The sequence below is a fragment of the Poseidonibacter lekithochrous genome (assembly GCF_013283835.1).
Classification (GTDB): Bacteria; Campylobacterota; Campylobacteria; order Campylobacterales; family Arcobacteraceae; genus Poseidonibacter; species Poseidonibacter lekithochrous.
The window spans coordinates 3168933-3195029 of the sequence record NZ_CP054052.1 but is presented as its reverse complement, the minus strand read 5'-3'; the positions used below and the strand labels follow the sequence as shown (position 1 = coordinate 3195029).

General features: G+C 27.7%; 29 protein-coding genes and 1 pseudogene. 12 read left to right on the top strand and 18 right to left on the bottom strand.

Features of this window, described 5'->3' with window-relative positions; translation table 11 throughout:
- Positions 1 to 41: 41 nt before the first annotated feature.
- From ilvC to ALEK_RS15475, 4 genes are all read right to left on the bottom strand, one after another.
- Positions 42 to 1064: a ketol-acid reductoisomerase gene (ilvC, locus tag ALEK_RS15490; RefSeq protein ID WP_071627518.1), complete on the bottom strand. Its 1023-nt coding sequence runs from the start codon at positions 1062 to 1064 to the stop codon at positions 42 to 44.
- A gap of 46 nt (positions 1065 to 1110) precedes the next feature.
- Positions 1111 to 1794: a sensor histidine kinase gene (locus tag ALEK_RS15485; RefSeq protein WP_173424160.1), complete on the bottom strand. Its 684-nt coding sequence runs from the start codon at positions 1792 to 1794 to the stop codon at positions 1111 to 1113.
- 86 nt (positions 1795 to 1880) lie between these two features.
- Positions 1881 to 3131, bottom strand: a complete 1251-nt coding sequence (locus tag ALEK_RS15480; RefSeq protein ID WP_173424159.1) for a hypothetical protein — start codon at positions 3129 to 3131, stop codon at positions 1881 to 1883.
- A gap of 9 nt (positions 3132 to 3140) precedes the next feature.
- Complete coding sequence (locus tag ALEK_RS15475; RefSeq protein WP_071627520.1) at positions 3141 to 3905, bottom strand: substrate-binding domain-containing protein; 765 nt, start codon at positions 3903 to 3905, stop codon at positions 3141 to 3143.
- Between the two features lie 64 nt (positions 3906 to 3969).
- On the opposite strand from ALEK_RS15475, the gene ALEK_RS15470 reads away from it, so the two are divergent.
- The gene (locus ALEK_RS15470) at positions 3970 to 5820 is read left to right on the top strand and encodes an RNB domain-containing ribonuclease (RefSeq protein ID WP_071627521.1); all 1851 of its coding nucleotides are present in this window, start codon (positions 3970 to 3972) and stop codon (positions 5818 to 5820) included.
- Between the two features lie 70 nt (positions 5821 to 5890).
- Here ALEK_RS15470 and ALEK_RS15465 read toward each other — a convergent pair whose 3' ends face one another.
- The 3 genes from ALEK_RS15465 to fliW form a co-directional block, all read right to left on the bottom strand.
- On the bottom strand, positions 5891 to 6229 hold the full coding sequence (locus ALEK_RS15465; RefSeq protein ID WP_071627522.1) for a hypothetical protein: 339 nt from the start codon (positions 6227 to 6229) through the stop codon (positions 5891 to 5893).
- A 298-nt stretch (positions 6230 to 6527) separates the two neighbouring features.
- Positions 6528 to 6794: a hypothetical protein gene (locus ALEK_RS15460; protein ID WP_071627523.1), complete on the bottom strand. Its 267-nt coding sequence runs from the start codon at positions 6792 to 6794 to the stop codon at positions 6528 to 6530.
- A 125-nt stretch (positions 6795 to 6919) separates the two neighbouring features.
- Positions 6920 to 7288: a flagellar assembly protein FliW gene (gene fliW / locus ALEK_RS15455; protein WP_071627524.1), complete on the bottom strand. Its 369-nt coding sequence runs from the start codon at positions 7286 to 7288 to the stop codon at positions 6920 to 6922.
- Positions 7289 to 7350: 62 nt separating this feature from the next.
- On the opposite strand from fliW, the gene holA reads away from it, so the two are divergent.
- The 5 genes and pseudogenes from holA to ALEK_RS15430 all read left to right on the top strand — a co-directional run bounded on the left by holA (position 7351) and on the right by ALEK_RS15430 (position 9867).
- The gene (holA, locus tag ALEK_RS15450) at positions 7351 to 8331 is read left to right on the top strand and encodes a DNA polymerase III subunit delta (RefSeq protein WP_071627525.1); all 981 of its coding nucleotides are present in this window, start codon (positions 7351 to 7353) and stop codon (positions 8329 to 8331) included.
- Positions 8332 to 8413: 82 nt separating this feature from the next.
- Positions 8414 to 8758 (top strand): annotated as a pseudogene (gene rpsF / locus ALEK_RS15445) (30S ribosomal protein S6); the annotation flags it as partial.
- A gap of 31 nt (positions 8759 to 8789) precedes the next feature.
- Entirely contained in the window at positions 8790 to 9338 is a 549-nt protein-coding gene (locus ALEK_RS15440) for a single-stranded DNA-binding protein (RefSeq protein ID WP_071627527.1), read from the top strand.
- Positions 9339 to 9355: 17 nt separating this feature from the next.
- Positions 9356 to 9613: a 30S ribosomal protein S18 gene (gene rpsR / locus ALEK_RS15435; RefSeq protein WP_071627528.1), complete on the top strand. Its 258-nt coding sequence runs from the start codon at positions 9356 to 9358 to the stop codon at positions 9611 to 9613.
- A 62-nt stretch (positions 9614 to 9675) separates the two neighbouring features.
- Positions 9676 to 9867 (top strand): hypothetical protein, encoded by a 192-nt coding sequence (locus ALEK_RS15430; protein ID WP_071627529.1) that lies wholly within the window; start codon positions 9676 to 9678, stop codon positions 9865 to 9867.
- A 20-nt stretch (positions 9868 to 9887) separates the two neighbouring features.
- Here the strand turns inward: ALEK_RS15430 and ALEK_RS15425 are convergent, their stop codons facing one another.
- The 3 genes from ALEK_RS15425 to nusA form a co-directional block, all read right to left on the bottom strand.
- Positions 9888 to 11621: a nitrite/sulfite reductase gene (locus ALEK_RS15425; protein WP_083574677.1), complete on the bottom strand. Its 1734-nt coding sequence runs from the start codon at positions 11619 to 11621 to the stop codon at positions 9888 to 9890.
- A 110-nt stretch (positions 11622 to 11731) separates the two neighbouring features.
- Positions 11732 to 13135, bottom strand: coding sequence for a cysteine--tRNA ligase (cysS, locus tag ALEK_RS15420; RefSeq protein ID WP_071627530.1), 1404 nt, complete (start codon positions 13133 to 13135; stop codon positions 11732 to 11734).
- Position 13136: 1 nt separating this feature from the next.
- Positions 13137 to 14309: a transcription termination factor NusA gene (gene nusA, locus ALEK_RS15415; protein ID WP_071627531.1), complete on the bottom strand. Its 1173-nt coding sequence runs from the start codon at positions 14307 to 14309 to the stop codon at positions 13137 to 13139.
- A gap of 161 nt (positions 14310 to 14470) precedes the next feature.
- Here nusA and ALEK_RS15410 point away from each other — a divergent pair, with 161 nt between their 5' ends.
- Genes ALEK_RS15410 through ALEK_RS15395 form a run of 4 tightly spaced genes read left to right on the top strand, consistent with a single transcriptional unit; the run spans position 14471 to position 18236 of the window.
- Entirely contained in the window at positions 14471 to 14713 is a 243-nt protein-coding gene (locus ALEK_RS15410; protein ID WP_071627532.1) for an HP0268 family nuclease, read from the top strand.
- A gap of 18 nt (positions 14714 to 14731) precedes the next feature.
- Entirely contained in the window at positions 14732 to 16042 is a 1311-nt protein-coding gene (gene miaB / locus ALEK_RS15405) for a tRNA (N6-isopentenyl adenosine(37)-C2)-methylthiotransferase MiaB (protein ID WP_071627533.1), read from the top strand.
- A complete protein-coding gene (locus tag ALEK_RS15400) occupies positions 16042 to 16656 on the top strand; it encodes a lysophospholipid acyltransferase family protein (protein ID WP_071627534.1) in 615 nt (204 codons plus the stop codon). Before miaB ends, ALEK_RS15400 begins: the two co-directional genes overlap by 1 nt.
- 17 nt (positions 16657 to 16673) lie before the next feature.
- Positions 16674 to 18236: a hypothetical protein gene (locus ALEK_RS15395; protein WP_071627535.1), complete on the top strand. Its 1563-nt coding sequence runs from the start codon at positions 16674 to 16676 to the stop codon at positions 18234 to 18236.
- Positions 18237 to 18257: 21 nt separating this feature from the next.
- On the opposite strand, the gene mqnE is transcribed toward ALEK_RS15395, so the two are convergent.
- The 5 genes from mqnE to ALEK_RS15370 are packed head-to-tail and all read right to left on the bottom strand — an operon-like array spanning position 18258 to position 21626.
- Positions 18258 to 19319, bottom strand: coding sequence for an aminofutalosine synthase MqnE (gene mqnE / locus ALEK_RS15390; protein ID WP_071627536.1), 1062 nt, complete (start codon positions 19317 to 19319; stop codon positions 18258 to 18260).
- 7 nt (positions 19320 to 19326) lie between these two features.
- A complete protein-coding gene (locus ALEK_RS15385; protein WP_071627537.1) occupies positions 19327 to 19644 on the bottom strand; it encodes a hypothetical protein in 318 nt (105 codons plus the stop codon).
- The gene (locus ALEK_RS15380; RefSeq protein ID WP_071627538.1) at positions 19641 to 20294 is read right to left on the bottom strand and encodes a carbonic anhydrase; all 654 of its coding nucleotides are present in this window, start codon (positions 20292 to 20294) and stop codon (positions 19641 to 19643) included. Before ALEK_RS15380 ends, ALEK_RS15385 begins: the two co-directional genes overlap by 4 nt.
- A 1-nt stretch (position 20295) precedes the next feature.
- A complete protein-coding gene (locus ALEK_RS15375; RefSeq protein ID WP_071627539.1) occupies positions 20296 to 20535 on the bottom strand; it encodes a hypothetical protein in 240 nt (79 codons plus the stop codon).
- Positions 20532 to 21626: an aminotransferase class I/II-fold pyridoxal phosphate-dependent enzyme gene (locus ALEK_RS15370; protein WP_173424158.1), complete on the bottom strand. Its 1095-nt coding sequence runs from the start codon at positions 21624 to 21626 to the stop codon at positions 20532 to 20534. The genes ALEK_RS15375 and ALEK_RS15370 overlap by 4 nt, the downstream gene beginning before the upstream one ends.
- 257 nt (positions 21627 to 21883) lie before the next feature.
- On the opposite strand from ALEK_RS15370, the gene ALEK_RS15365 reads away from it, so the two are divergent.
- On the top strand, positions 21884 to 22729 hold the full coding sequence (locus ALEK_RS15365) for an AraC family transcriptional regulator (protein WP_071627541.1): 846 nt from the start codon (positions 21884 to 21886) through the stop codon (positions 22727 to 22729).
- Positions 22719 to 23900 carry a YbfB/YjiJ family MFS transporter gene (locus ALEK_RS15360; RefSeq protein WP_071627542.1) on the top strand — a complete coding sequence of 394 codons (1182 nt, stop codon included), beginning with the start codon at positions 22719 to 22721 and terminating at the stop codon, positions 23898 to 23900. Before ALEK_RS15365 ends, ALEK_RS15360 begins: the two co-directional genes overlap by 11 nt.
- Here the strand turns inward: ALEK_RS15360 and ALEK_RS15355 are convergent.
- Genes ALEK_RS15355 through thiS form a run of 3 tightly spaced genes read right to left on the bottom strand, consistent with a single transcriptional unit; the run spans position 23887 to position 26095 of the window.
- The gene (locus tag ALEK_RS15355) at positions 23887 to 25497 is read right to left on the bottom strand and encodes a cation:proton antiporter domain-containing protein (RefSeq protein ID WP_071627543.1); all 1611 of its coding nucleotides are present in this window, start codon (positions 25495 to 25497) and stop codon (positions 23887 to 23889) included. The genes ALEK_RS15360 and ALEK_RS15355 overlap by 14 nt on opposite strands.
- Before the next feature lie 55 nt (positions 25498 to 25552).
- Positions 25553 to 25885: a YraN family protein gene (locus ALEK_RS15350; protein ID WP_071627544.1), complete on the bottom strand. Its 333-nt coding sequence runs from the start codon at positions 25883 to 25885 to the stop codon at positions 25553 to 25555.
- Between the two features lie 9 nt (positions 25886 to 25894).
- Positions 25895 to 26095 carry a sulfur carrier protein ThiS gene (gene thiS / locus ALEK_RS15345; RefSeq protein WP_071627545.1) on the bottom strand — a complete coding sequence of 67 codons (201 nt, stop codon included), beginning with the start codon at positions 26093 to 26095 and terminating at the stop codon, positions 25895 to 25897.
- Positions 26096 to 26097 lie beyond the last annotated feature (2 nt).

Below are 26097 nucleotides of genomic sequence, written 5' to 3'. Positions count from 1 at the left end.
CAGTCTTTAAGAGAGACGAATCTCTCTTAAAATTTGGATGACTAGTTTTTGTCTAAGTCTACGATTTTGTTAGATGCAATCCAAGGCATCATAGATCTTAATTGTGCACCAGTTTGCTCAATTTTAGAAGCTCTAGAGTTCTTTCTCTCAGCGTTCATTCTTGGGTATCCTGATTGACCTTCTAAGATGAAGTCTTTAGCAAATCTACCATCTTGAATTTCAGTTAATAATTCTTTCATTGCAGCTTTAGACTCATCATTGATGATTCTTTTACCAGCAATATAATCACCGTACTCAGCAGTATTAGAGATAGAATATCTCATATCAGCGATTCCACCTTCATACATTAAGTCAACGATTAATTTTAATTCGTGTAAACATTCGAAGTATGCCATCATTGGATCATAACCAGCGTCAGTTAATGTTTCGAATCCAGCTTGAACTAATGCAGTAGCCCCACCACATAATACAGCTTGCTCACCGAATAAATCAGTTTCAGTTTCGTCTTTGAAAGTAGTTTCAATAATACCTGTTCTACCACCACCTACAGCTGATGCGTAAGATTTAGCTAATTCTAAAGCAGAACCAGAAGCATCTTGGTGAATAGCGATTAAGTCAGGAATTCCCCCACCTTTAACAAATTCAGATCTTACAGTATGACCTGGAGCTTTTGGAGCAACCATGATTACATCGTTAGATGCTTCAGGAGCAATTCTTCCATAGTGAATGTTAAACCCGTGTCCAAATGCTAATGTTGCATCAGCTTTTAAGTTTGGTTTAATTTCTGCAGCATAAATATCAGCTTGGTTTTCATCTGGTAAAAGAATCATTACGATATCAGCTTCAGCAGTTGCTTCACCAACAGTTTTAACAGAGAAACCTTTAGCTTCAGCTTTAGCCCAAGAAGAACCATCTTTTCTTAATCCAACAACAACTTCAACACCAGAATCTCTTAAGTTTTCTGCGTGTGCGTGCCCTTGTGATCCAAATCCAATCATTGCTACTTTTTTTGATTTAACTAAATCAATATTACAATCTTTATCGTAGTATACATTTAATGCCATTACTTAACCCTCAGTAAAAAATTTTGGCAATTATATCCAATCTAACTTAAAGCCTAGGTAATTCTATCTTAAAACAGGCTCCAATATACTCTTTTGATTGAAATTTGAACTTTGTATTGTGGGCTGTCAATTGCCCACTCATGTGTTTCTCTATGATTTCTTTACTCATATAAAGACCAATTCCTGTTCCTTGTGATTGATGTTTTGTTGTAAAATAAGGATCAAATATTTTATCAATGATTTCTTCATTTATCCCACCTGCATTATCAATAATTTCAACCACATTAAAATTATCATTTTCATAAGCTCGGATTTTTACTATCTTATTTTGGTCTTCACTATTTTTTAGAATATCTTTTGCATTACTTAAAATATTTAAATAAACCTGACTTAATTCATTTGCAAAACCATAAGCATATAATTCTTCAACATCAAAGTTATATGCTATTTGAATTGCAGCATCTTTGTATGTGGCACTTGTTATTGTTATTGTATTGTGTAGAGTTTTTATCATATCAAACTCTTCTTTTTGTTTATTCTCTTTGAAAAAACTTCTAAAGTCTTCAACTGTTTGAGATAAGAAATCAGAATATTTTATTATTGAATTATAAGACTTTTCAATATCTTTTTTCTCTAATAAGTCTAATTGTAGTTGTAATAACATTGATGAAGCAGTTGAAGAAATTGCTGATAGTGGTTGTCTCCATTGGTGAGCTATATTTCCTATCATTTCACCTAAGGCTGCAAACCTTGTTTGTTGTATTAGTTTTTTATCTTTCTCTCGATTCTCTAAAATCCCTTTTTCTACTTTTAGTTCTAGGGTTCATTTAGTTCTTGAAATTCTTTTGTTTTTTCATTTACTATATCTTCAAGATTATCATTTAATCTTTTTAATTCTCTTCTAGATTCTATTTCTGTTGAAATATCATTTAGTGAGATAATAACAATAAAGTCTTTATCATCTAAATCTTTTTTCTTAGCAGTAATTGAGAAGTATCTTTTATTTTCACCTTGCATCATTACTACTTTATGTGGAAGAGTTGGATTTGCTAATATATACTCAAACCATTTTAAACCATCATAATCTATATCTATTAAAAACTCTGGATTGTCTACATCAATAAAAAAATCACATATACATAAATGTTCTCTTCTGAAATCATCAAAAGTATTATATCCCTCAAAGAAATCAACTAAAGTAGAGTTGGCATCAATCATCTCTTCTCCATTACTTACAACTACAATATTTTGTTGTCCATCCAAAATACCCCTAGTAGATGCTCTTTGATGCTCTAATTTTCTTGAGTTACCATTGATTTGTTTTGCAATTACAAAACCTAGAATTATTACTAATACAATAATTACAAAAACTAAAAATAATTCAATATTTATGTATTGTTCTTTTTGTTCTTTTATTCTTTTTTCTAAAGTTTTTAACTCAATTGAGCCTTCATATAATAGTCTATTTGTATTTTCAGTGATTCTCATAAAAAAAGCAGGAGTACTTTTATAAAATCTTTTTATCTCTTTATTTACAAACATATAGTTTTTAGCATCACTATTTCTTTTATAAACTTCTTCTTTTTTCAAAATAATAAGAAGTTTATTTATCATTCCTTCTAATTGAAGTAGTTTTGGTTCTAAATCTATAGTCTCCAGTGAAAACTCATTATTTATTCTTTTATAATGAATCTCTTTTGTACTTGTGTAATGTTCTGCAATATTTAATCTTATTGTTCTTTTTACTGTACCACTATTATTAAGAACATCTAATGTTGTTCTAATATCTTTAATTTTTTTATTGATTTTATCAAAAATTAGTTGTTTACTTTTTTTATTTGTAGCCGTGGTTGCTAGTTCATAAAAATCAGATCTTACTTTATATAAATCATTTACTATTAATTCTCCAATTTGGATTTTTGCTTTTAAATTAATAGTTTGTTTATCAAGTTTCTCCATAAGATTAAGAAAAATAATATGAATAGAAATAAGTAAAAAGATTCCAATTAGAAAAGTTGAAATTAAAAATATTAATTGATTAAGAGTACTGTTGTATTGTGTATTCAAAAATTACCTTTATCTAAAACCATATTTATGCATGATTTCTTGACCTTCAAGTGAGCTTGCATAACTCATAAAATCTCTTGCTATATCTTTGTGTTTTGAAAATTTTAGAAGATTAATTACTAATTTCTTTTTAGGAGCATATTTTTCATCTATTTGAATTACATCAATATATTTACTATTTTCATGCCAAAAAGCAGTGGCTTTCCAGTTTATTGCTAAATCTACTCTTTTAGTAATAAGAGCTTGATTTATATTTCTTGAGTCAATACCAATCTCAACAGCATTATCAAATGCTTCTTCAAAAAAGTCAATATTTTTATAGGTAGTGAATATTTTTTTTGTTACTCGACCTATACTTCCAGATTGTGGATTACATAATATTGAGTTTAAATCTTCATTTACAAAATCTTCTAAATCTTTTATATTTAAAGGATTGTTTTTTTGAACAAAAATAGAAGCTTGGTTGTATCCTATGTAAGTACCCTCTAATAAAAGACCATCTTTAAGATTGTTTTTTCTATACGAATCACTTCCAGGAAGATATAAATCTCCTTTTTTTGAAAACTTCAAAGATTCATATAAATCTTTTGAACCACCTTGAGATATCTTTATATTACAGTGATATTTTTTTTCAATTATCTTTGCGATTTCTTTCATGGGTTTAACCATTGTAATTCCACAATAAAAAAGTAGTGTTGGTTTGTGATCTTTAGCAAAGAGGTTTGAAAAGCTAAATAGAAGTAAAAAAGATAATATTATAGATTTATAAATCATTATAATATTCCTTCATTAATATTTGGATAAACTATTATAACAAATTATAATTAAGGAAAATGCATTGTATAGCTCTTTATTTAAGAAGATTCTTTCAAAAACAAAGCAATTTAGTCAAGATGAAATAAAAATAATTCATAACTTACTTAGAGAAGAAGTATTGATAGAAGAAAATAACGAATTTCAAATTAATTCGAAATTTAAAGTTGGTTTTGTAAAAATTGATAAGAATAGAGCAACATTAGAAGATTTAGTAAATGAATACAAAGATATTACCTTAGACTTAGAACATTTAAACGGCGCTTTTACGGGGGATTTCGTATTAGCTAAAAGAGTATTTAATCCAAGAAGTAGAATCAAAGCAAAAATTATTAGAGTTTTAGATGGTAAAAAAAGTGAAATTCTAATTTATATAAAAGATAAATCTTTTTATACAGTAAAAGAAAATATTAGATTAGATAATGATGGAGCCTCAAAATATGAAGAAGGTGAAGTTTTATTAGTTGATTCTCGATCTTTAGAGTTAATTAAATCTATTGGAAATATAGCTGATCCAAAAGTTGATGAGTATATTTCTCTAAATTTATACAAAGAAACAATTAGGTTAGAGAAGCCAATAGAAGTAAATGCTGTTATGGATGATGAGAAGCAAAGAGTAGATTTAAGAGATTTACCATTTTGTACTATTGATCCAAACTCTGCAAAAGATCATGATGATGCTATTTATTATGATCAAAAAGAAGAAGTATTATATGTAGCTATTGCTGATGTTTCTTATTTTGTAAAAGAGGGAAGTCCTTTAGATAAGTTGGCATTCAAAAAATCTACTTCTGTATATTTACCTGCAAAAGTATTACCAATGCTTCCTAATGCTTTAAGTGAGGATATGTGTTCATTAAAAGAAGGTGTTGATAGATACTCATTTGTATTTAAAATGTATTTAGACCTAGAGAAAAAAGATGTGAAAAAAGCTGAATTATTTGAAGCTATTATAAACTCACATAAAAAATTCTCTTATGGAAGAATAGATAGAGTCTTAGATGGTTTCTTAGACCAATACTCAAAAACTGAAAAAGATATATTTGATTACCTTTTACCCTTATATGATGTAACTAAAAGCTTTAGACATCATAGATTAAAAAAAGGTTATGATTTTAGAACAAGTGAATTAAGATTAAGACTTAAAAACTTCCAAGTAGAATCAATAGAAGAAGAATTCTCAACAGCATCTCATCAATTAGTTGAAGAGTGTATGTTGTTAGCAAATATTCAAGCTTCTAAAAAAGTAAACACTATTGGAATATTTAGAATCCATGAAGAACCGCCATTTAAAGCAATATCAAAATTAGTTGATGATGTGAATATGTTAGGGGTAAAAGTAAAACTAAAAAGTGATGTGCACGATACAATTACTCATATTCAAGAAAAAGCTAGAGTTACAACAGTAGCTGATGAAATTGATGAACTTATTATTCATGCTCAAACACAAGCTAAATACTCTTCAAGAAACTTAGGACACTTTGGTTTAGGATTTAAATCTTATTCACATTTTACAAGTCCAATTAGAAGATATTCAGATTTAGTGTTACATAGAATTTTAAAATCAAAACAAACTCCTGAAAATATTGACGAAATTTGTGAACATATCTCAATTAGAGAGCGAGAAGTGGATAAACTTGTATGGGATTTTGAAGATAGAAAATATGCTAGATGGGCTTTAAAAAATATTGATAAAGATATTAAAGTTAAGATAATTGATATTGAAAGATCAAAAGCTGTTTGTTATGATGAGATGAAAGGTCTTAAAGTTACTATTGATAATTATAAGGGACAGAATCTATATACAAAAGTGAAAGTGAAAATTAAAGAAGCTAATGTTGTTACAAAACAAATTATTGCTTCTATTAAATACTAGAATAAAGAAGAGAAGTTTTTTCTCTACTTTATCTAACTAAATATTCTTTAGTTAGTTTAAAAATACTCTATTAGTCAATATCCTCTGCTGGATAGAAAGCATCAAATGTATTTTCATTTGTAATTCTATTTGTTCTAGTTTGATAAGTTCCATCACTAGAATCTAAACTTAAAAAATATTCTGAAGAGTCATTATCTTCTACTGGATAGAAAGAACTGAATACATTCTCTTTTGTTGCTTGATTGTTAGTTGTTTGATGAACTTTATCATCACCCGCATCTAGGCTTAAAATATAATCTGGAGTATCATTGTCTTCTACTGGATAAAAACCTGCGAAATTGTTTTGAGCAAATACTGAACTCCCTGCAAATAAACTTAGTGTTAAAATAATTGTTGATAGCTTTTTCATAATAAATCCTTTAAATTCTTTTGTTTGTATGAGTGTATTGTATAGGATTTGCATATACTAAACGTTAAGAGTTCATGTATTGTTTGTGTAGTGATACACTTTAATATTAGAATTAAATTAGTTTATAAAAATGTTTTATTAGAAAAATAAAGATGATAAATTTGTATGAGGTTTTAGAAAATAATAAGTGAATGATTTAAGATAGAGAATATTAATAAGGTATAGAAATAAAGAAGAGAAGTATTTTCTCTACTTTATCTAACTAAATGTACTTTAGTTAATTTATAAAATGCTTTTGTTAGTCAACATCCTCTACTGGATAGAAAGCATCAAACGTATGGTCTTCTTTTACAACTCTATTAGTTGTACTCATTGTTTTATGAACTTTATCTTGTGTATCTAAGCTTAAGAAAAAGTCTGATGAATTACCAGTTTCTTCACTTACTAGATAATCTGGAGAATCATTGTCTTCTGCTGGATAGAAACTAGCGAAGTTGTTTTGTGCAAATAATGCACTTCCTGCAAATAAACTTAGTGTTAAAATAATTGTTGATAGCTTTTTCATAATAAATCCTTTTAAATTCTTTTGTTTGTATAAGTGAATTGTATAAGATTTATGTAAAGTAAATGTTAAGGATTTATGTATTGTTTGTGTAGTGTGATCATAAAATATATGTTTATATTAAATACTTAAGATAATAGATTTGTAAATAGTCTTGGTATCTTTTCTTTTATAATATATTGACCTATAAGGTTATGTCTTTTGTTTATTATAATTGGGGCTACAAGGTTTACAATTGACTTATCAATTGGCTCTTGCAATACAACACAGAAATAGACATCAATATCACTTCTTTTTCTAATATGTAAAATATCTAATGTTTTATCATCAATACTAAAATCAAATGCTGCATGTTGTAAATAAGAGATATTTACTATGGTAAATGTAATATTATTTTTTCTATCTAGAACTAAAGTAGAAAAATAATCATCAACCTTCTCAATCTCTAAGTTTTTGATCTCTTCAAAGCCTAATAAGGGAAGGGGGATTTTGTACATTTTTATACCTTTTTTTGATAATTGAATTTTATTAAAAGTATACTTAGGATATGATATATCTTATGTATAGAAACGAATTTGATAATCACCTACGACAAAATAAAAAATTTAATGCTTATATGTTTTATGGGCAATCTGTTTTTTTAGTAGAACATTATGCCCTAAAAATCGCTAGATTACATGGACAAAATGACGAAATAGAAAAATTATATTTTGATGATTATGATTTTAAATACGCAAAAGATAAATTACTACAATCTTCACTTTTCTCATCTAACAATATCTTATTAATTAAATTAGAAAAAAAAGTACCTAAAAAAGAGGTAGAAGAATTAATAGAAGCTTGCAATATTAATCCTGATAGTACAGTTATTTTCTCTTGTTTAGGAGATAGCGATTTTAAAACAATGGGTAATTATTTTTCACCTAAAACAAATTCTGTTTCAATTAGAATGTTTTCACCTTCTAATCCAGAAGCTATTAAACTTCTTGAAAATGAAGCAAAGGGTTTAAATATCAATTATGATATTTCAGCTTTAAACCACTTATACTTTATGCATAAAAATGATTTATCATTATGTATGAATGACTTATCAAAACTAGCAATTCTAGATAAAAAAATTACATCTGATGAGGTAAATACTTATTGTTTTGGAATTGGTAATGTCTCTTTTGAAGAGTTTTTAAACAATTTAATTGAGGGCAATGATATTAGTGAAGACTTGGCTTTATTACTTGATGAGGGAGTAAATGAAATATATTTATTAACTCAAGTTACATCTTTCGTACAACAACTATTTATGATTAGCTCTTATGCTAGGGCCATAGGTGCTCCAAATCCTAAAGAAATCTTAGGTTTTATTCCTCCAAAAAATATTTGGGAAAGAAAATCAAAACTAGCTATTAATATTAAACCAGAAGTTTTTCAAAAAATGCTTGAATATCTTCTAAATATTGAGTTAGAATTCAAAACTTCAAAAATTGACAATCAAAATCTCTATTTACAAGCAACTCTTAGAAAGTTTTCAGTTTTATTTAGATAAAATCACGGACTTTACAAAAAAACATCCTTGCTGATATTAAAAAATGTAAAGATACCGGCAAACACTATAAGGAGATTATTAAATGTCAAAATTAAAACATTACGAAACAATGTTTATTGTTAAACCTACTTTAGCTGAAGAGGAAACTCAAGCTACTATTGAAAACATGAAAGCTATTATTGCAAAAAACGGTGGAGAAATCGTTGCTTGTGAAGATATGGGTTCTAGAGAATTAGCTTACGAAATTGAAAAGCAAAAAAGAGGTTACTACTTCGTTGCATATTTCAAAGGTGAGCCTGCAGGAATTGCAGAAATCGAAAGAAACTACAGAATTTCTGAAGATATCATTAGATTCATTTTCATTAAATATGAAAACAAAAAAGAAATCGCTGCATGGACTAAAATGAGCGACGAGGCAGCTAAAAAAGCTAACTAATTAAAGATATAGGAACCTAGATATGTATAATAAAGTAATAATGGTTGGAAATCTAACTAGAGATATTGAATTAAGATATTTACCATCTGGTGCTGCAATTGCTAAATCTGCTGTTGCAACGTCTTACAAGTATAAAACTGGTACAGGCGAGCAAAAAGATGAAGTTTGTTTTTTAGATTTTAATATCTTTGGTAGATCTGCTGAAGTTGCTAATCAATACTTAAGAAAAGGTTCTAAAGTTTTATTAGAGGGAAGACTTGTATTTGAACAATGGACTGCTCAAGATGGAACTAACAGAAATAGACACTCTTTACGAGTTGAAACTATGAAAATGTTAGATTCTAAGAGTGATTCAGCTAATGCTGGGGATAACCAAGGTTATAATTCATCATCTCAAGGTGGTGGGTCGTATAATCAACCAGCACAGCAAAATCAATACAATAATAACTCTTCTCAATACAATAATAACAACAACCAGAACAACTATGGTGGTATGAATAATCAAGCACAACAAATGCCTGAGCAGAAAATACCTGAAATAGATATAGACGAAGACGAAATACCGTTCTAAACCAAAAGGATTATAAAATGGCTGAAAGAAGAAAATACGGAAAAAAATATTGTAAATATACTGAAATGAAAGTTGATTTCATTGATTATAAAAACACTGAATTATTAAAGATTTCAATGTCTGAAAGAGGTAAAATTATGCCTAGAAGACTTACTGGAAACTCTAAAAATTCTCAAGAAATGGTAGAGAAAGCAATCAAGAGAGCTAGACACATGGCATTAGTTCCTTACATTGTTAACACTAAAAAAGTTACTGACGCTGCATACATCAGATAATTGTAATTTTTTGGTACTAAAAAGGGAAGAGGCTTAGGCTTCTTCCCTTTTTTTTTATAAAAATGAATGATAAATTAATTAAAGAAGCTTATAAATTACGTTATTTATATTTTAATGTCTATGAAGGCAAAGAGAATAAATGGCATGAGAAATATAAGAATAATAAACTTTACGATGTAGTTGTAAAAAGTTTTGAATATGATTTCAAGCTAATAGGTCAGAAAATGCCTGAATTATTGGAAGAAGCTTTTTAAAAGAAGGGTAACACCTTCTTTTATTCTATCATCATCACATAGGTTTTATTTAGTTTTATATCTTCTTGGGATTCTTTATAAACCCATAACTCTTTAGATAGTAATTTTACTGCAGAATCAAAATCATCACTACAATTTTGAATACTCTCTAAATCTCCAAAATATTTATTTAGTATTTCCACTTCATCAAATGAATCTAAATACACTTTTTTCTTTGTTTTGAATTTTGCTAAAACCCATAGATTTAGGAATTCAATTGAATATTTGTTAAGTACATTTTCACTAAAACTCTCAAAAGTTTTATATGAACTATTCTCATACTCTTCAATAATTATTTCCAAAATCTCTTTTAGATTTGTAAGAGGAATTGTAGTAAATACTTTTCTAGCTAGTGCTTTTCCTTCTGTATATAAACCACCTAAATATATACGCGCAGTTTTTTCTCTATTTCCTAAATAATTTGATTTTAATCCTACTAATCCAATGTCAGCATGTTCATGTTTTGCACAACCTCTTAAACATCCTGAGAATCCCACTAGTATTTTATTTTTTTGTATTTTTTCCAGAGGTAGATATTGAACTTCATCTTTAATTGTCCAGTATGCATAAGGACAATATTCACTACCTGCACAAGCAACTATTGTTCTATTTATATTGTCATGTTCTAAATCTATTTTATTCTCTTTTAGATTTAAAATATATAGTTGTTGATCTGTTCCTATTCTAGTTTCTAAATTATGTTTTTCACAATATTCTGAAATATTTAATACTTCACTTGCTTCTATTTTGGCAAATTTTGAGTGATAACAAAAACTATAAGTACCATTTTTTAATTCATTAAAATCTTCAAATTCAACTTTTTGCAATTGAATATCACCTTTAGAATTAAATTCTGATTTATAATCTTCTTGTAATAGGGCTACAAACTTCTCTATACCTATCTCTTCTAATAGGTGGTATAGTCTATTTCTTTCCCTGTCTAGTCTTAATCCATGAATATAAAACACTCTAATAATAGTTTTATAAAAATCTAGTATTTCATCTTTTTTTAAAAATATATTAGCATCTTGTGCTATTTCAGTATTTTTACCCCCAAGATATACATTAAAACCATAAGTATCATCTTTTTTTGCCAATGCAAAATAGATATCACTTGCAAAAAAAGAACTTCCATTTGCATATGAACCAGAAATTCCAATTGATAATCTTCTAGGTAATAGTCCAACATATTCTGGGTTTTTTAATATATAATCTTGCATTTGTTCAATATATGGATAAACTTCAATAATATTATGTTTTCCAATACCATCAAAAATATCAGTTGTAATATTTCTTACATTATCTCCAAAGCTTTGCCATGTATTCATATTAGCTTCTTCAACAGCTTTGTAGGCTTCATATACATTATGTGCTTCAAGGCCGTGTAATTGCATTCCTGCACGGGCAGTAAGGATTATTGTTAAGTCATATTTATTACAAATATTTGATATAGATTTTAATTGTGCACTTGTAATTCTTCCAGCTGGAAATCGTAGTCTTAGCATAAACTCTTCATCATTTAAAGAGTTATTATAAATACCAAAATCTTGTAGAAAATATCTATCTGATTCTGCTAATTGTTCATAATCTAAATCTTTGATGTGTTTATAGTAGTCAAAAGGTCTTTGAGCTTTTTTAAGCTTTTCTCTTATATTGTAGTTTTCAAAATCTTCTTTAGTATTTAATTCAACTGCTGCTAATTGCTCTGTGGACATAAAAAACCTTTTATCTTAAAAATATATAAGATATTAACATTAATTTTTTAGTTTTTCATTGATTTAAGTTAAGGGGAGAGGTAAAAAGAGTTTTGTTTAGAAAAAAGTGATTAAACTTTTTCCCAAACAGCACCGTTAGCAGTGTCCATTACAGATACACCTAAAGCAGAAATTTCATCTCTTACTTTATCAGCTGTTTCAAAATCTTTAGCTTTTTTAGCTTCAGTTCTTTTTTCAATTAGATTATTAATTTCAGAAATTGTTTTTTCATCAATTCCAAATTGGAAGTATTCATAAGCATCACTTCCAGAAACTCCTAAAGCTTCTTCAATGAATTCAATATTTGCAACTAACTCTTTTTTGAAAGCTTTATCTTTAGCGTTTGCATCTAGTTTGTCATTTGCAGTATTAATTAACTCATCAATAACAGCCAAGGCTTTAGAAGTGTTAATATCATCATTTAAAGCATTAAGTATATTAGCTTTGAAATCTTTATTTACAGTAGATTTTGCTCCACCATAAACTCTTTTTTTAACTCTATATAATTTATCTAATCTTTTTTTAGAAGAGATTAAATCTTCTTCATTAAAGTTGAAATTTGCTCTATATTGTGCAGTTAAAAGATAGAATCTTACAACTTCACCTGAGTATGATTTTAGAATATCTTTTAAGAAAAATGAGTTCCCTAAAGACTTACTCATTTTTTCACCATTAATATTCACAAAACCATTATGCATCCAATATTTAGCTAAGTGCTGTTTTGAATCACATCTAGTTTGAGCTGCTTCATTTTCATGATGAGGGAATAATAAATCAGCCCCACCACCATGAATATCGATTTGGAATTCAGAGTTTTCATATGCTAAATGTTTTTTAATCATAGCAGAACATTCAATATGCCAACCAGGACGACCTAACCCAAATTCAGCTTCAAAACTAACGTCATTTTCTTTTGCAAATTTCCATAAAGCAAAATCAGAAGAATTTCTTTTTTCACTATTAAATTCAACTCTAGATAAAGAGTTTTCATCACTAGCCATTGATGAAATATTACCATACGATTCATCTTTTGAAGTATCAAAATAAACACCATCAGAAGTTTTATATGCACAATCTTTGGAAATTAGGTTATTAATCATTTCTTTCATAACTTCTAAATTCTGTGTTGCTTTTGGCTCTAATGTATTATCTAATACATGTAGAGCTTTCATATCATTTTTATACGCTTTGATATATTCACTTGTAATATCTTCAAGTGTTCTAGACGTTTCATACATTTTTTTGATGATTTTATCATCAATATCTGTAAAGTTTTTTGTCATAGTTACATCATATTTATTAACTTTTAATACTCTATGAAGTAAATCAAATGCGATTGCAGATCTAGCATGACCTAAGTGTGAATCATCATATACAGTTGGTCCACAAACATAAATCTTTACTTTGTTATCTTCAATTGATTGAAATTCAACTTTTTGCTTTTTTACTGAATCGTATATGTATATTTTATTCATCTTATTTAAATAATGCCTCTAATGATGCTGTATCTGTTGTTCTTTCTTCTGGTGCAGAAGTACCAGTACCAGTTGGAGTTGTAGCTCCTTCAATTTCAACTAATTCAATATCATATTTAGTAAGCATTGATGCAAGTCTAATATTTAAACCAGCTTTTCCAATTGCTTTAGATTTTTGATCACTTGGAATTGTAATTGTTGCTTTACCTTTTTCATTAAACTCAGGTGCTTTATCAACTTTAACTGAAGTGATAATTGCAGGAGATAATGCTCTAGATAAGAACATCTCAGGAATTGCAGAATATTCAACACAATCAATATTCTCACCATTTAATTGAGCAGAAACAGCAGAAATTCTAACACCTTTAACACCAACAACAGAACCAATTGGGTCAATTTGAGGGTCAGTACTTAATAGTGCAATTTTTGCTCTAGATCCTGGGATTCTAGCACTTGCTTCAATAGAAACTTTTTCATCTTTTAATTCAGGTACTTCAAGAACTAATAAAGATTCTAAGAATTTAGGACTTGTTCTTGAAATCTCAATAATTAATCCATTTGTTTTATCAATATTTACAGATTTAACAACAGCTTTGATAGTATCACCAATTCTGAAAGTTTCACCCTTGATTCTACTTTTTCTTTGAAGCATACCTTTAACTTCACCAATTTCGATAAATGTATTTTCTTGTCTATCTACTCTTGTTACAGTTCCAGAAATGATTTTTCCGATTTTGTCTTTATATTTGCTTACTAAATTTTCTTCAATAAATCTTTGAATTTTATATTCAAAGTTGTTATGTAAAATTGTAGCTGCATTTCTACCCATATTTTCAAATTCTAAATCATAGTTAACTGTATCACCAACTTCTAAGTCAGCATCAATTTCTTTTGCTTCAGTTAATTCGATAAAGTTTTCAGGATTTATAGCATTTCCATACTCATCTTCCCCAAGACCTAATGTTCTGCTGTCTCCATCAGGTACAACTTCAACTTTTTGAGAAAGTTCAAGCTTTTTATTGTCTCTATCTATGTTTGCATCAAAAACTAGTGTTTCTTCTACCATTTTCTCTGCTGTTTTGATAAGTGCTTCTTTTAAAGCATTCTCAACATCTCTGATTTGTAGGCCTTTTTCGTAGGCGATCGAATCTAAAATATCTATTATTTTGTCCATTAATAACCTTTTGTGTGTTGACGTTTTTTGACATTGAAATGATTGTCTGTGATTTCCAATGTAATGTAGAGGGATATTATATCAAAAAGAGCTTTTATAGAAATAAAAGCAATTTTAAGATAAAATCTATAGTTAAACAAAAAAGAAAAGGGCTTAATTATATGGAATTATTATTTGCTAGAAACGAGTTAAATGAAAAACCAAAAAAAGTGCAATTAGATAAAATTAGAGAAGAATTAAAAGCTGAAGAAGAAAAAATCTTCTATTTTGATAGAGATAATTCACACAAAGACATGATGGCATTAGTTGATGCATTAGAAGATGATGGATACAATGTATACTTTAGAGAAGTTAAATATGGTTTAGCTGACGACGAATATATGTATGAGGTTCATGCACTTTAATCCAAAGTGATAAAAATTATGAGTTCAGACAAAAAACTATTTATTCAAACTTTAGGTTGTCAGATGAATGACACTGATAGCCAACATATTGCAGCTGAATTAGAAAAACATAAAGACTATACTCAAACTGATACTATGGAAGATGCTGATTTAATTATCATTAACACATGTTCAGTAAGAGAAAAGCCTGTACAAAAACTATTTTCTGAAATTGGTCAATTCAATAAGAAGAAAAAAGATGGAGCTAAAATTGGTGTATGTGGCTGTACAGCCTCTCACTTAGGTAAAGATATTATCAAAAGAGCTCCATATGTTGATTTTGTAGTAGGTGCTAGAAACATTTCTAAAATTAAAGATGTAATTGATGTAAAAGGTTCAGTTGAAATTTCTATTGACAATGATGAGTCAATGTATGAATTTGGACCTGCTAAAACAAACAAATACAGAGCTAGTGTAAACATCTCTGTAGGGTGTGATAAAAAATGTACTTACTGTATTGTACCAAACACAAGAGGTGAAGAGATTTCTATTCCACCAGAAATGATTGTAACTCAAGTGCAAAAAGCAGTTGATGAAGGTGCAGTTGAAATTATGCTTTTAGGGCAAAACGTAAATTCTTATGGTAGAAGATTTTCGGATAAAAGACCTAAGCATTCATTTACAAAACTTTTACAAGATATTTCAAAAATTGAAAATCTTAAAAGAATTAGATTTACTTCTCCTCATCCTTTACATATGGATGATGAATTTATTGAAGAATTTGCTAAAAATGAAAAAATTTCAAGATGTATTCATATGCCATTACAAAGTGGTTCAACTGAAATTTTAAGAGCTATGAAAAGAGGATACACAAAAGAGTGGTTCCTTAATAGAGCAAATAAAATGAGAGAACTTGTTCCTGATTTAAGAATTACAACTGATATTATTGTTGCATTCCCAGGGGAAACTGAAGAAGATTATCAAGATACTTTAGATGTTGTAAGACAAGTTAAATTTGATCAAGTATTTAACTTTAAATATTCTCCAAGACCTGAAACACCTGCTTTAGACTTAAAAGACAAAGAGATTCCTGATGCAATTGGAAGTGAAAGATTAACTGGTTTAATTGAACTTCACAAAAGACATCTTGAAGCTACAATGCCAAGTCATGTAGGTACTACAGTAAATATCTTAGTTGAGAGCCTTAAGCCTAATGGTGAGGTTACTGGATATACAGATAATTACTTACAAGTATTTGCAAAAGGTAGTGATGAATTACTAGGTAAATTTGTAGATGTTAAAATTGTAAGTGCAACAAGAACAGCTTTAAAAGGTGAAGTTCTTATATAATGAAACTTTTTTTTAAACTAAAAGTATTACCATATATTGTATATTTTTTAGTTAGATGCATATATGCTACAAATAAGAAGGTCTTTCATCATCCTAAATTGGACGATAAAGAAGCCTTTGTTTTTGTAGCATGGCATGGTGATTTATTAGGACAACCTGCTAATTATTCAAAAAATAGACCAAACGGTACTGTAAAAACAATGATTAGTAAAAATAAAGATGGCGAAATTATTGCTAAGGTTTATTCTTTATTAGGAATAGAATCTATAAGAGGTTCTTCTTCTAAAGGTGCAGCTAAAGCTTTAATTAGTACAATTAAAGAAATTAAATCTGGTAGTGATGTTGCGTTAACTCCAGATGGACCAAGAGGCCCTCGATATAGTGTGGCTGACGGTGTTATTGCCATTGCTCAAAAGAGTAATGCTAGGGTTGTTGTTTTAAATACAAAACCTAGTAAGTATTGGCAATTTAATTCATGGGATAAATTTGTTTTACCAAAACCTTTTGGAAAAATAGATTTTTATATGTCAGAACCTTATGACATTAGTGAATTAGAGTTTGATGAAGCTAAAGACTTTATCAAAGAAAAAATGATGATTCATGCATTAAATTAGAGTAAAATAGGAAGCAAATGTTTACGAAAGAGTCTTTATATATTAATGCAATTAAATATGATACTCAATTAAAACTTGACTATAAGAAGTTAAATAATGGTGAAATTGCTGATGCTTATAATTCAGTATTTCTAGTTAGTGATGACATCTTAGCTCATGATATTGCACATAAACTAAATGCCTCTCAAGAAGAAACACCTGTATCTTTTATTTCTACACTACTTATTAGTGATACTACTAAATTAATTCCAAAAAAGAGTTCTTCAAAAATTAAAGATTGTGAAATCGCACATTTTAATGAAGACTACGATATTGCAGTTTTAAAAACTACATTATTTGAAACAAAACACTATTTTGAAAAAACAGGAATAGATTATATCTACTCAGCTTTTCATATCCTAAATTTACATTTAGAACAAAATATTTGTAAAAACCAATTATTGATTTTTTTATTTAACAATAAAGCCTTTATACTTATTCTTAATGATAGTGCTTCTATAGTATTTTCTAAAACAATAGATTTACCTACATTTGAAACAGTTAAAAAAACTCATTTTTATGACGATGATGTTGTTGGACAAAAACTTTTTGATGAGATTTATTACTTAGAATTAAGTGAAATTATTCACAATAATTTAAATGAATTTTATGAGAAAGAATCAAATACATTTATTGAAAAAGTAACTATTCTTTATACTTTAAAACAATTAACTCAAGAACAAATTAATCAATTAAGTGAAGACTTATTATTAGAAATTGATTATCATCCTATTAATATAGATGAAGAGATTTTTGAATTATCAAAAGATAAACATCAAAAACAAAGTTTTGTAAAACCTAGAGCTAAAGAGAAAAAGAATAATTTAAATACTTTATATATTTTAGTATTCTTTGCTATTGTATTTTTTGGTGTTTATAAACTATTTATAAATATAGAAACTAAAAAAGAAGAAGTTGTTAAAACAGTACAAGAAGTAAAAAAATCAATTGTTCTTCCTGATCATGTGAATAAAAATGATAAAGTTCAAAAAAGAATAGAAGCTGTATTCGAAGCAATACCATACGATGTTGTATTAAAAGAACTTACAATGGATGGGGATATTTTACAGTTTAAAGGTACTTTCTTAAATGATGATACTTATATTAAATCTTTAGAGCCAGAACTTAGAAAACTATATGACACAATAGAAGTAAAAATAGAAGATGAAACAAAAAAGAATATCTTAGATGTAGTTGTAACTGCCCAAGATACAATTGAGCTTGAAAATCCTGTATATAAAAAACATACTGAAAAATATATCATAGATGAGTTTTTACCAATATCTAGAGTTACTGAGCAAATTAAGATTTTAATGCCTGAGAATTCAATTGTGAAATTTAAATCAAGTCAAAATAATGAAGTTACGAAGTTTAATTATTCTGTAAATATTTTAGTTAAATCTCCAAAAGAGTTCTTTGATTTAATAGATAATGTTAACAATGAACTTTATTCGATTAATATCTCTTATCCAATAAAAATGATAAGAGTAGAAGATGACATAGAAATTGATTTTATGTTGACTTTTAATCAACCTCAATAAGAAGTAATAAACTAAAAACTTTTACCAAGTTTTTAGTTCATTATAAATAGAATCTCTCTCAACTGGAGTAAATCCAGAGTTTTTAATTAAATCAACAAACTCTTTTAAAGCAACACCACCAGCACTAGAAGCACCAGCTGCACTTTGAATAGATTCTCTCTCAATAGTTCCATCAACATCATTTGCACCAAATTCTTGAGCAATTAAAGCTAATTTTACAGTTGAAGTAGCCCAGTAAGCTTTGATATTAGAAATGTTATCTAACATAATTCTAGCAATGGCATACGTTTTTAAAATCTCTTGACCTGTTAAAGGCTCTTTAACTTTTAGGTAATTATTTTCAGTTTGATATACAAGTGGAATAAAGGCATTAAAACCATTAGTTTCATCTTGTAAGTCTCGAAGTCTAATCATATGGTCAATTCTGTTTTCTCTTGATTCTACGTGACCAAAAAGCATAGTAGCATTACTTTGTTTTCCAGCTTTATGCCAAAGTCTGTGAATCTCTAACCATTCATCAGATTTTACTTTTCCACCACAGATTTTTTTTCGCACTTTTTCATCAAAAATCTCAGCTCCACCACCTGGCATTGAATCAATTCCATGGTCTTTCATCATGTTGATGATTTCTTGGTAAGACAGTTTATATTCAGTTGCTAAGAAGTGAATTTCAGCTGCTGTTAATGCTTTAACATGAATTGATGGGAAGTTTTCTTTTATCTTCTTGAAGACATCCATATACCATTGAAGTCCTGTGTGAGGATTATGTGCAGATACAATATGTACTTCTTTTATATCATTTTTAGAAGAATTTTTAACAATTTCCAAAATCTCTTCATGTGTCATAGTCCATTGGTCAGGATTTTTTCTACTTGCACTATAAGCACAAAATTGACATACATCTTTACACACATTTGTTGGGTTTATATGTCTATTAATATTAAAATATGTTTTTTTACCATGTTTAGTTTCTCTTATTTTATTTGCATAATGTGCAAGTGTAAAAAGATCTAAATCATAAAGAGCAACTCCGTCTTCTAACGTTAATCTTTCATTGTTTTCTAATTTTTCTATAATACTCATTTGCTTCCTATTTACAGTCAAAATCTTTTGAATACGTATTATTTCTACCTATGTGAATAAATCCTACACAAGTTTTATTAATATTGTTATCAAAAAATCTTACTTTATATACTTTACTTTTATATCTTGTTTCTTTATCTTCAACGCTTAATTTATTAATTACTTCCATGTCTTTAATATTCTTGTGACCTAAAGTAGCAATAATTTCAGCCATTTTTTGTTCTTTTAAATCTTTTAAGAATAAAAAAATAACAAGAGCAATGGCACACATTGCTCCGATTATTATAATAGTTTTTTTAGGTAATCTTCTTACTTCTGTACTCATTTTTTATCAGAACTTTCAACTAAAGGTTTAAATGAACACTCTTCTCCATCATAATACTCTAAAGTTCCATCTTCAATTCTATAGTACCAACCATGAATTTGTAAAGTACCATTTTTTACTTTTCTTTCAACATCTGGGAATGTAAGTAAGTTTTCCATTTGGTGAACTACTGAGATTCGCTCAGTTGCTCTATATAGTTTTTCTTGGTCAGTTTTATCTTGAATAGCTAATAAAGTATATTCTTTAGCTTTTTTCCCTAATTCTAACCATTTTTTTACGTGTACTAAATCAGGTGAATCCCCAATATCTTTGTATAAACTTTTACAAGCTCCACAGTGAGAATGTCCACAAATAATAATATGTTTTACACCTAATACAGAAACAGCATATTCAATAGCAGCAGAACTACCGTGGAAATCATCATCAGGACTATATGGAGGTACAAAGTTACCAACATTTCTTAAAATGAACATATCTCCAGGTTCAGTGTCAAGCATTAAATCAGGAGTAATTCTACTATCAGAACATCCTACAAATAGAACTTCTGGTTTTTGTCCATGTTCTACTAGTTCTTTAATATTTCCTTCAAATCTAGGGAAACTTACTTCTCTAAATTTTTTATTACCTTTAACTAAATCATTAATTTCCATATTACTTTCTCTCGCTTTTGATAATTTTTTGATCTTTTACAGTGATAGCTGTAATTTTTTTAATATTGTCTTTTTCTTCATCATCTTCTAATTTGTATTCAATTAAATAATCTACTTGATGACAAGAAACTAAACTTGTGAATTTTGATAATTGAATCTTTTCACAATTTTTCATATTTATATAGTTTTCATTTGCAAATGAAAAAATAGATAAAACTGTTAATAATAAAACTGTTTTCATAATTGTTCCTTTAACATAATACAAACTTCTCTTAAGTCTTTTTGACTTATATCGATTTTTGCAATTAATCTAATTATTGCATTTTTTACAGTTGGTTGCCTAATTGCACCAACTAAAAAACCTTTTTCTTTACAGTATGATTGAATATCTTTTACTTTTTTATTGTCACCTATTACTATAGGTATTATTAAACTTTTTGAATCTATATTTAATAGTTCTTTTATAATTTCTAAATTTTTATTTATGTTTTCTTTTAATGTTTTTTTATTTTCGATTATATATTTTAGTGATTCTAAACCAAGTGCAGTATCAAATAAAGAAGGTGCAGTTGAGTAAATAATAGGTTTGGCTCTATTTGTTAAAAAATCTATTACATTTTGTGAAGCTAAAATATATGCTCCATATGAACCATACGCTTTACCTAATGTTCCCATTTTTACATGATTTTTCGTAGGTTTAATTCCATAATAATCAAAAATACCAAATAGACTATCTCCTAATACACCAGAACTATGTGCTTCATCTACAAGTAGCAAAGCGTCATGTTTTAATGCTAAGTCAAAAATCTCTTTAGGGGCTAAGTCACCACCCATTGAATAAACACCCTCAATAGCAATTATTTGCCGACCTTTTCTAGAGTTTTCACATATTTTTTTTTCTAAGTCTTTGTGGTCATTATGATTAAAAACAATTACTTGCTCTTCTTTTAAAAGTTTTGTTGCTAAGATACCACTTGCATGGTACTCTTCATCAATAAACAAGGTATCATTTTTTCTACATAAAGCTTCTATCATAGAAATATTTGCTAAAAAACCAGAACCTACAGTAACTGCAGCTTCAAAGCCATTTATTTCGCATAATTTCTCTTCAAAATCTTTATGGATTTGATTATAACCATTTACTAACATAGATGCTTTAGGAGCTGTGTATTGTTCTTCCAATACTCTTTCATAAGCTTTTTGAAAAATATTTTTATTTGTAGATAGACCTAGATAGTCATTTGAAGCGAGGTCAATTAAGTTTTTATCAAATACATCTCTTGTTCTATAACGATTTGATTTTTTAATTGAATTAAGTTCTTTTGAATACAAAAAAATCTCCATTAGTGTTTATATATATTAACTTAAAATTACTAAAAAATAGTTGAATAAGAGTTGTATATAAAGTATGCTAGATTAATGCTATTTAGAGGGGTTATAATTTTATATACTAATTTTATATATACGTCCTCGTAGAAAAAAGATGAGTTTTTAATAGCCAATTAACTCATCTTCTTATAAATAAAAATCTTATAATTAAATAGCAATATTTTCCAAGACTTTTAACTTTTAATTATGTATTATGCTTTATGATTAAAAAAAATAATAGAATTTTTAAAATAGGAGAACTTCCTTATTTAGAATTGAAATATAGTGAGGCCTTTCAAGAGTGCTCACAAAAGCATTATCACAATTTAGTTTGTTTTCTTGCTTTGAAAAATGCACATGCAAAAGTTATTATTAATGATAAAGAAATAACATTAGAAAAAGACAAGTTAGTAGTTATTAATCCAAATGAAGTTCATTATTCAATTTCAGATGAGAAAACAAAAGATTATTATGTAATTTACTTAGATAGACAATGGTATAAAGAGTTGCAAAATCATATTTATGAAACAGATGATATTTTAGCTTTACCAAATGAAATAAAAAATGAAAATTTATGTAATAGATTTTTTGAATTATTTGATTTTATTTATGAACAAAATGATGTAATTGAAAAAGAATTAAATCTTTTAGAGTTTTTAAAAGAGGTGTTTTCTTCATATATTAATAAAAATGAAATAATAAAAATAGATAATACAACAACAATTGCAAAAGAATTCAAAGAGTATATTGAGAATAATATTTCTTCAAAACTTACATTAACACAAATCTCAAATGTTTTAGGTTTTAGTCCTTTTCATATTATTAGAGTTTGTAAACAAGATTTTGGTTTATCTGCAAATGCTTATATTGTAAATAAAAGAGTCCATAGGGCAAAAAAATTAATAAGTGATGGTTGGGATATTGTAGATGCTGCCAATGAAGTTGGTTTTTATGATCAAAGTCACTTAAGTAATGTATTTAAAAAAGTTTTTGCAATTACTCCAAAAGCTTATCAAAAAGATATTCAAAAAAGTTTATCAAAGGAAAGAGACAAAAATGAGATTTAATTTATTAGATAAAAATTCTAACTTCAATATTTTACTTGCTGGAATATTAGGTCTTTTTATTGGAGTTGGAGTTGCACGATTTGCTTATACTTCCTTATTACCTTCAATGTTGGAAGATAATACCTTATCCCTTACTTTTTCAGGAATTTTAGCTTCATTAAATTATGTGGGATATTTATCCGGAGCAATTTTTGCAATTTTTATTAAAGATATTAATACCAAAGTAAAATATTTTAGAATAGGGACAGTTTTATGTGTCTTAACAACTCTAGTTTTAGGAGTAACAACTAATGATATTTTATGGTTAATAAGTAGGATAATTGCAGGTTTTGGTTCAGCTATGGCTCTAGTAGTTGGAGCTGCTATTGTTATGACAAAATTAGATTTTGATGATAAAACAAAAGCAATGGGAATTTATTTCTCAGGAATTGGATGTGCATTAGCTAGTTCAGATATCATAAGTAGATACGTATTATCTTACTCTACTTGGCAAGAGTCATGGATTACTCTTACAATCTGTGGAGCTATTGTAATGTTTTATCCTATCCATATTTTATCTTTTGATAAAGAACAAAAAAGTTCAAATGAAAAACATCCTTTTGATAAAAAACTATTTTCTGCTTTTGTTGTAATACTAATTGCATCATATTTTACAGCAGGCGTTGGTTTTGTAATTCAAGGTACGTTCTTACCTGCTATTATTAAAACAATGCCAGCAGTTGAAGAATTTTCAGGAATTACATGGTTATTTGTAGGACTTGCTGGAATTCCTTCTTCTATTATTTGGATGAGATTAGCACATAAATATGGAAGTGTAAATATGATTATAATAGCTATGTCTCTGCAAGTTATAGGTATTTTAATGCCAACTCTAACAAGTAATGTATATTTGATTCTATTTTGTGGAGTAATCTATGGAGCAACATTTGTAGGACTTGTAGCATTGTTTATGAATCTTGGGGGAAAACTAGCTGGTAAAAACCCTGTAATGCTAATGGGGGCTTTAACAACAGCATATGGAATAGGACAAGTTGCAGCTCCTTTATATGCTGTAAGCCTTACTGAATGGACTGGAAATTACGATTATGCTTTATATGTAACAGCTGTAATTGTATCAAGTGGAGTTGTAATGCTTTTACTTGCAAAAAAAGCTTTAGCTATTTCTCATTAGATTCAATACTTTTATTTACAAGTAAAGAAGCTATCTCTTTATGAGCATGGATAAAACTCTTTATTTGTAAATCTTTTAGCTCTTTCTTTTCATCAACTGAGTCTATTTTCATAATAATATTCATATCTTTTTTGAATTTTAAAATAGATTCACTTATTAACCTTTTTTTATTTACATTATTTAAAGTAATGATAATACTTGAAGCTTCATCTGCTTTAAGAGATTCTAATACAGGTATTTTTTCCAAGTGACCAAAATATGCCATGTAACCTCTTTTTCTTGCAATAAGTACATGTTTTAATTCATCAGAGATTATTACAAATGGTATCTCTTTCTCTTCTAATTCATTTGCGACTCGTCTTCCTAGGTTTGAAAACCCACAAACAATAGTATGATTCTTTTTATTAATTGGTGTAATTTTGTCTGATTCATAAAACTCTTGAGCAAAAATAGATGCAATTTTATAAATATTATTTACAATAAAGGGAGTTATAATCATAGAAGATACAGTTACTAAAATAAGAAGTTTACTTAAGTTTTCATCTAATAATCCATTTGCACTAGCAAGGGCAAAAACAGCAAATGAAAACTCACCAACTTGTGATAAAGCAAGGGCAGATTTAATAGCATCACTTTTATTAGATTTTCTTCTAATTAAAAAGTATATTACAAAACCTTTAATTACTAATAGTGAAATAAATACCGAAAGAATTAAAAATATATTTTCAACTAAATATAAAAGGTCAATTTTAGTACCTACTGAGAAAAAGAAAGTACCTAATAAAAGATCTCTAAATGCTGAAATATCTGATTCTACTTTTATATGATATTTTGTTTCAGCAATAAGCATTCCTGCAATAAATGCTCCCAGTGAATAAGTAAAACCTAATTCATGGGCAAGTAAAGAAGAGCCAATTACTATTGATAAAACCGAAGCTAAGAATAACTCTTCTAGTTTTGTACTTGTTGAAAAATGCAATAACCAATCTACAATTTTCTTTCCGAAAGTGAACATAAATACTACAATAATTAATGCAGAAACTATAGTTTTAAGAATAATCTCTTCTATTTGTAAAGTGTCATTTGATAAAAAACTAATTAGTAAAAGTATAGGAATTACTGCTAAATCTTGGAATATTAATATGGCAGTTGACTTTTGTCCATAAGGTGTCTGAATATCTTTTGACTGTTTTAAGTAAGTTAATACAATTGCAGTTGAAGATAAAGAAAAAGCTAAAGATAAAATAAGTGATGAAATAAAATCAATACTAAAAATAAAACGTGAAATTAAAAAGATTATAAAAGCACTAAGAAAAACTTGAATAAAACCATTTACTAAAAGTAAATCTCTCATCTTTTTTAGTTTTCCTATGGACATTTCAAGTCCAATTGTAAACATTAAAAATACTATTCCAAACTCAGCAATAATCTCTAAGGTATTCATATCATGATTTGCTTCTAAATTAAAAATATATGCAATTATAGTACCTGTTAGAATATAACCAATTATATGTGATATAGATAATTTTTTTAATATGATATTTAAAATTGTTGATAGTGCTAGGGATAAAAATATGATTGTAAATAATGATTCCATGTATATATTTTATCTAGAAATAGTGTCAAAACTAATATTTTTTTGTATATATTATTTACAAAGTTATATTTTCAAGAAGCTCAATTTCATTATTTGTAACTATTATTGCATCAATGCAGAATGCAACATTAAGTTTTTTAATTTGTAAGTAATAGTCAATACTACGTTTTATTTTTGATAGTTTTGAAGGGGTTATATTATTAATTGCAGTTTCATAATCATCTGAGGATTTTACTTCACAGAAGTGATATGTATTATCTTTTTTTGCGATGATATCTATTTCACCTAATTTTTTGGCATAGAAATTTTGTTCAATTATTTCAAAGTTTCTGTCTTGCAGAAAAGAGATAGCTCTTTTTTCTGCAAAATCACCTTTTTGTCTACTCATGGTTTGAAATCAACCACCACCAACAAATTGTAATAATTCGATTTTGTCAGCTTCTTTTGGAACAAAATTTGACCAATCATCTTTTTTAACGATTTCCATATTAACAGCTGCTGCCATTACTTTGTCTTCAATTTTTAAATCTGTAATAATTTCTTGTAGTGAAAAACTATCATCAAAAGTTTTATTTTCACCATTTATAATTAATTCCATTT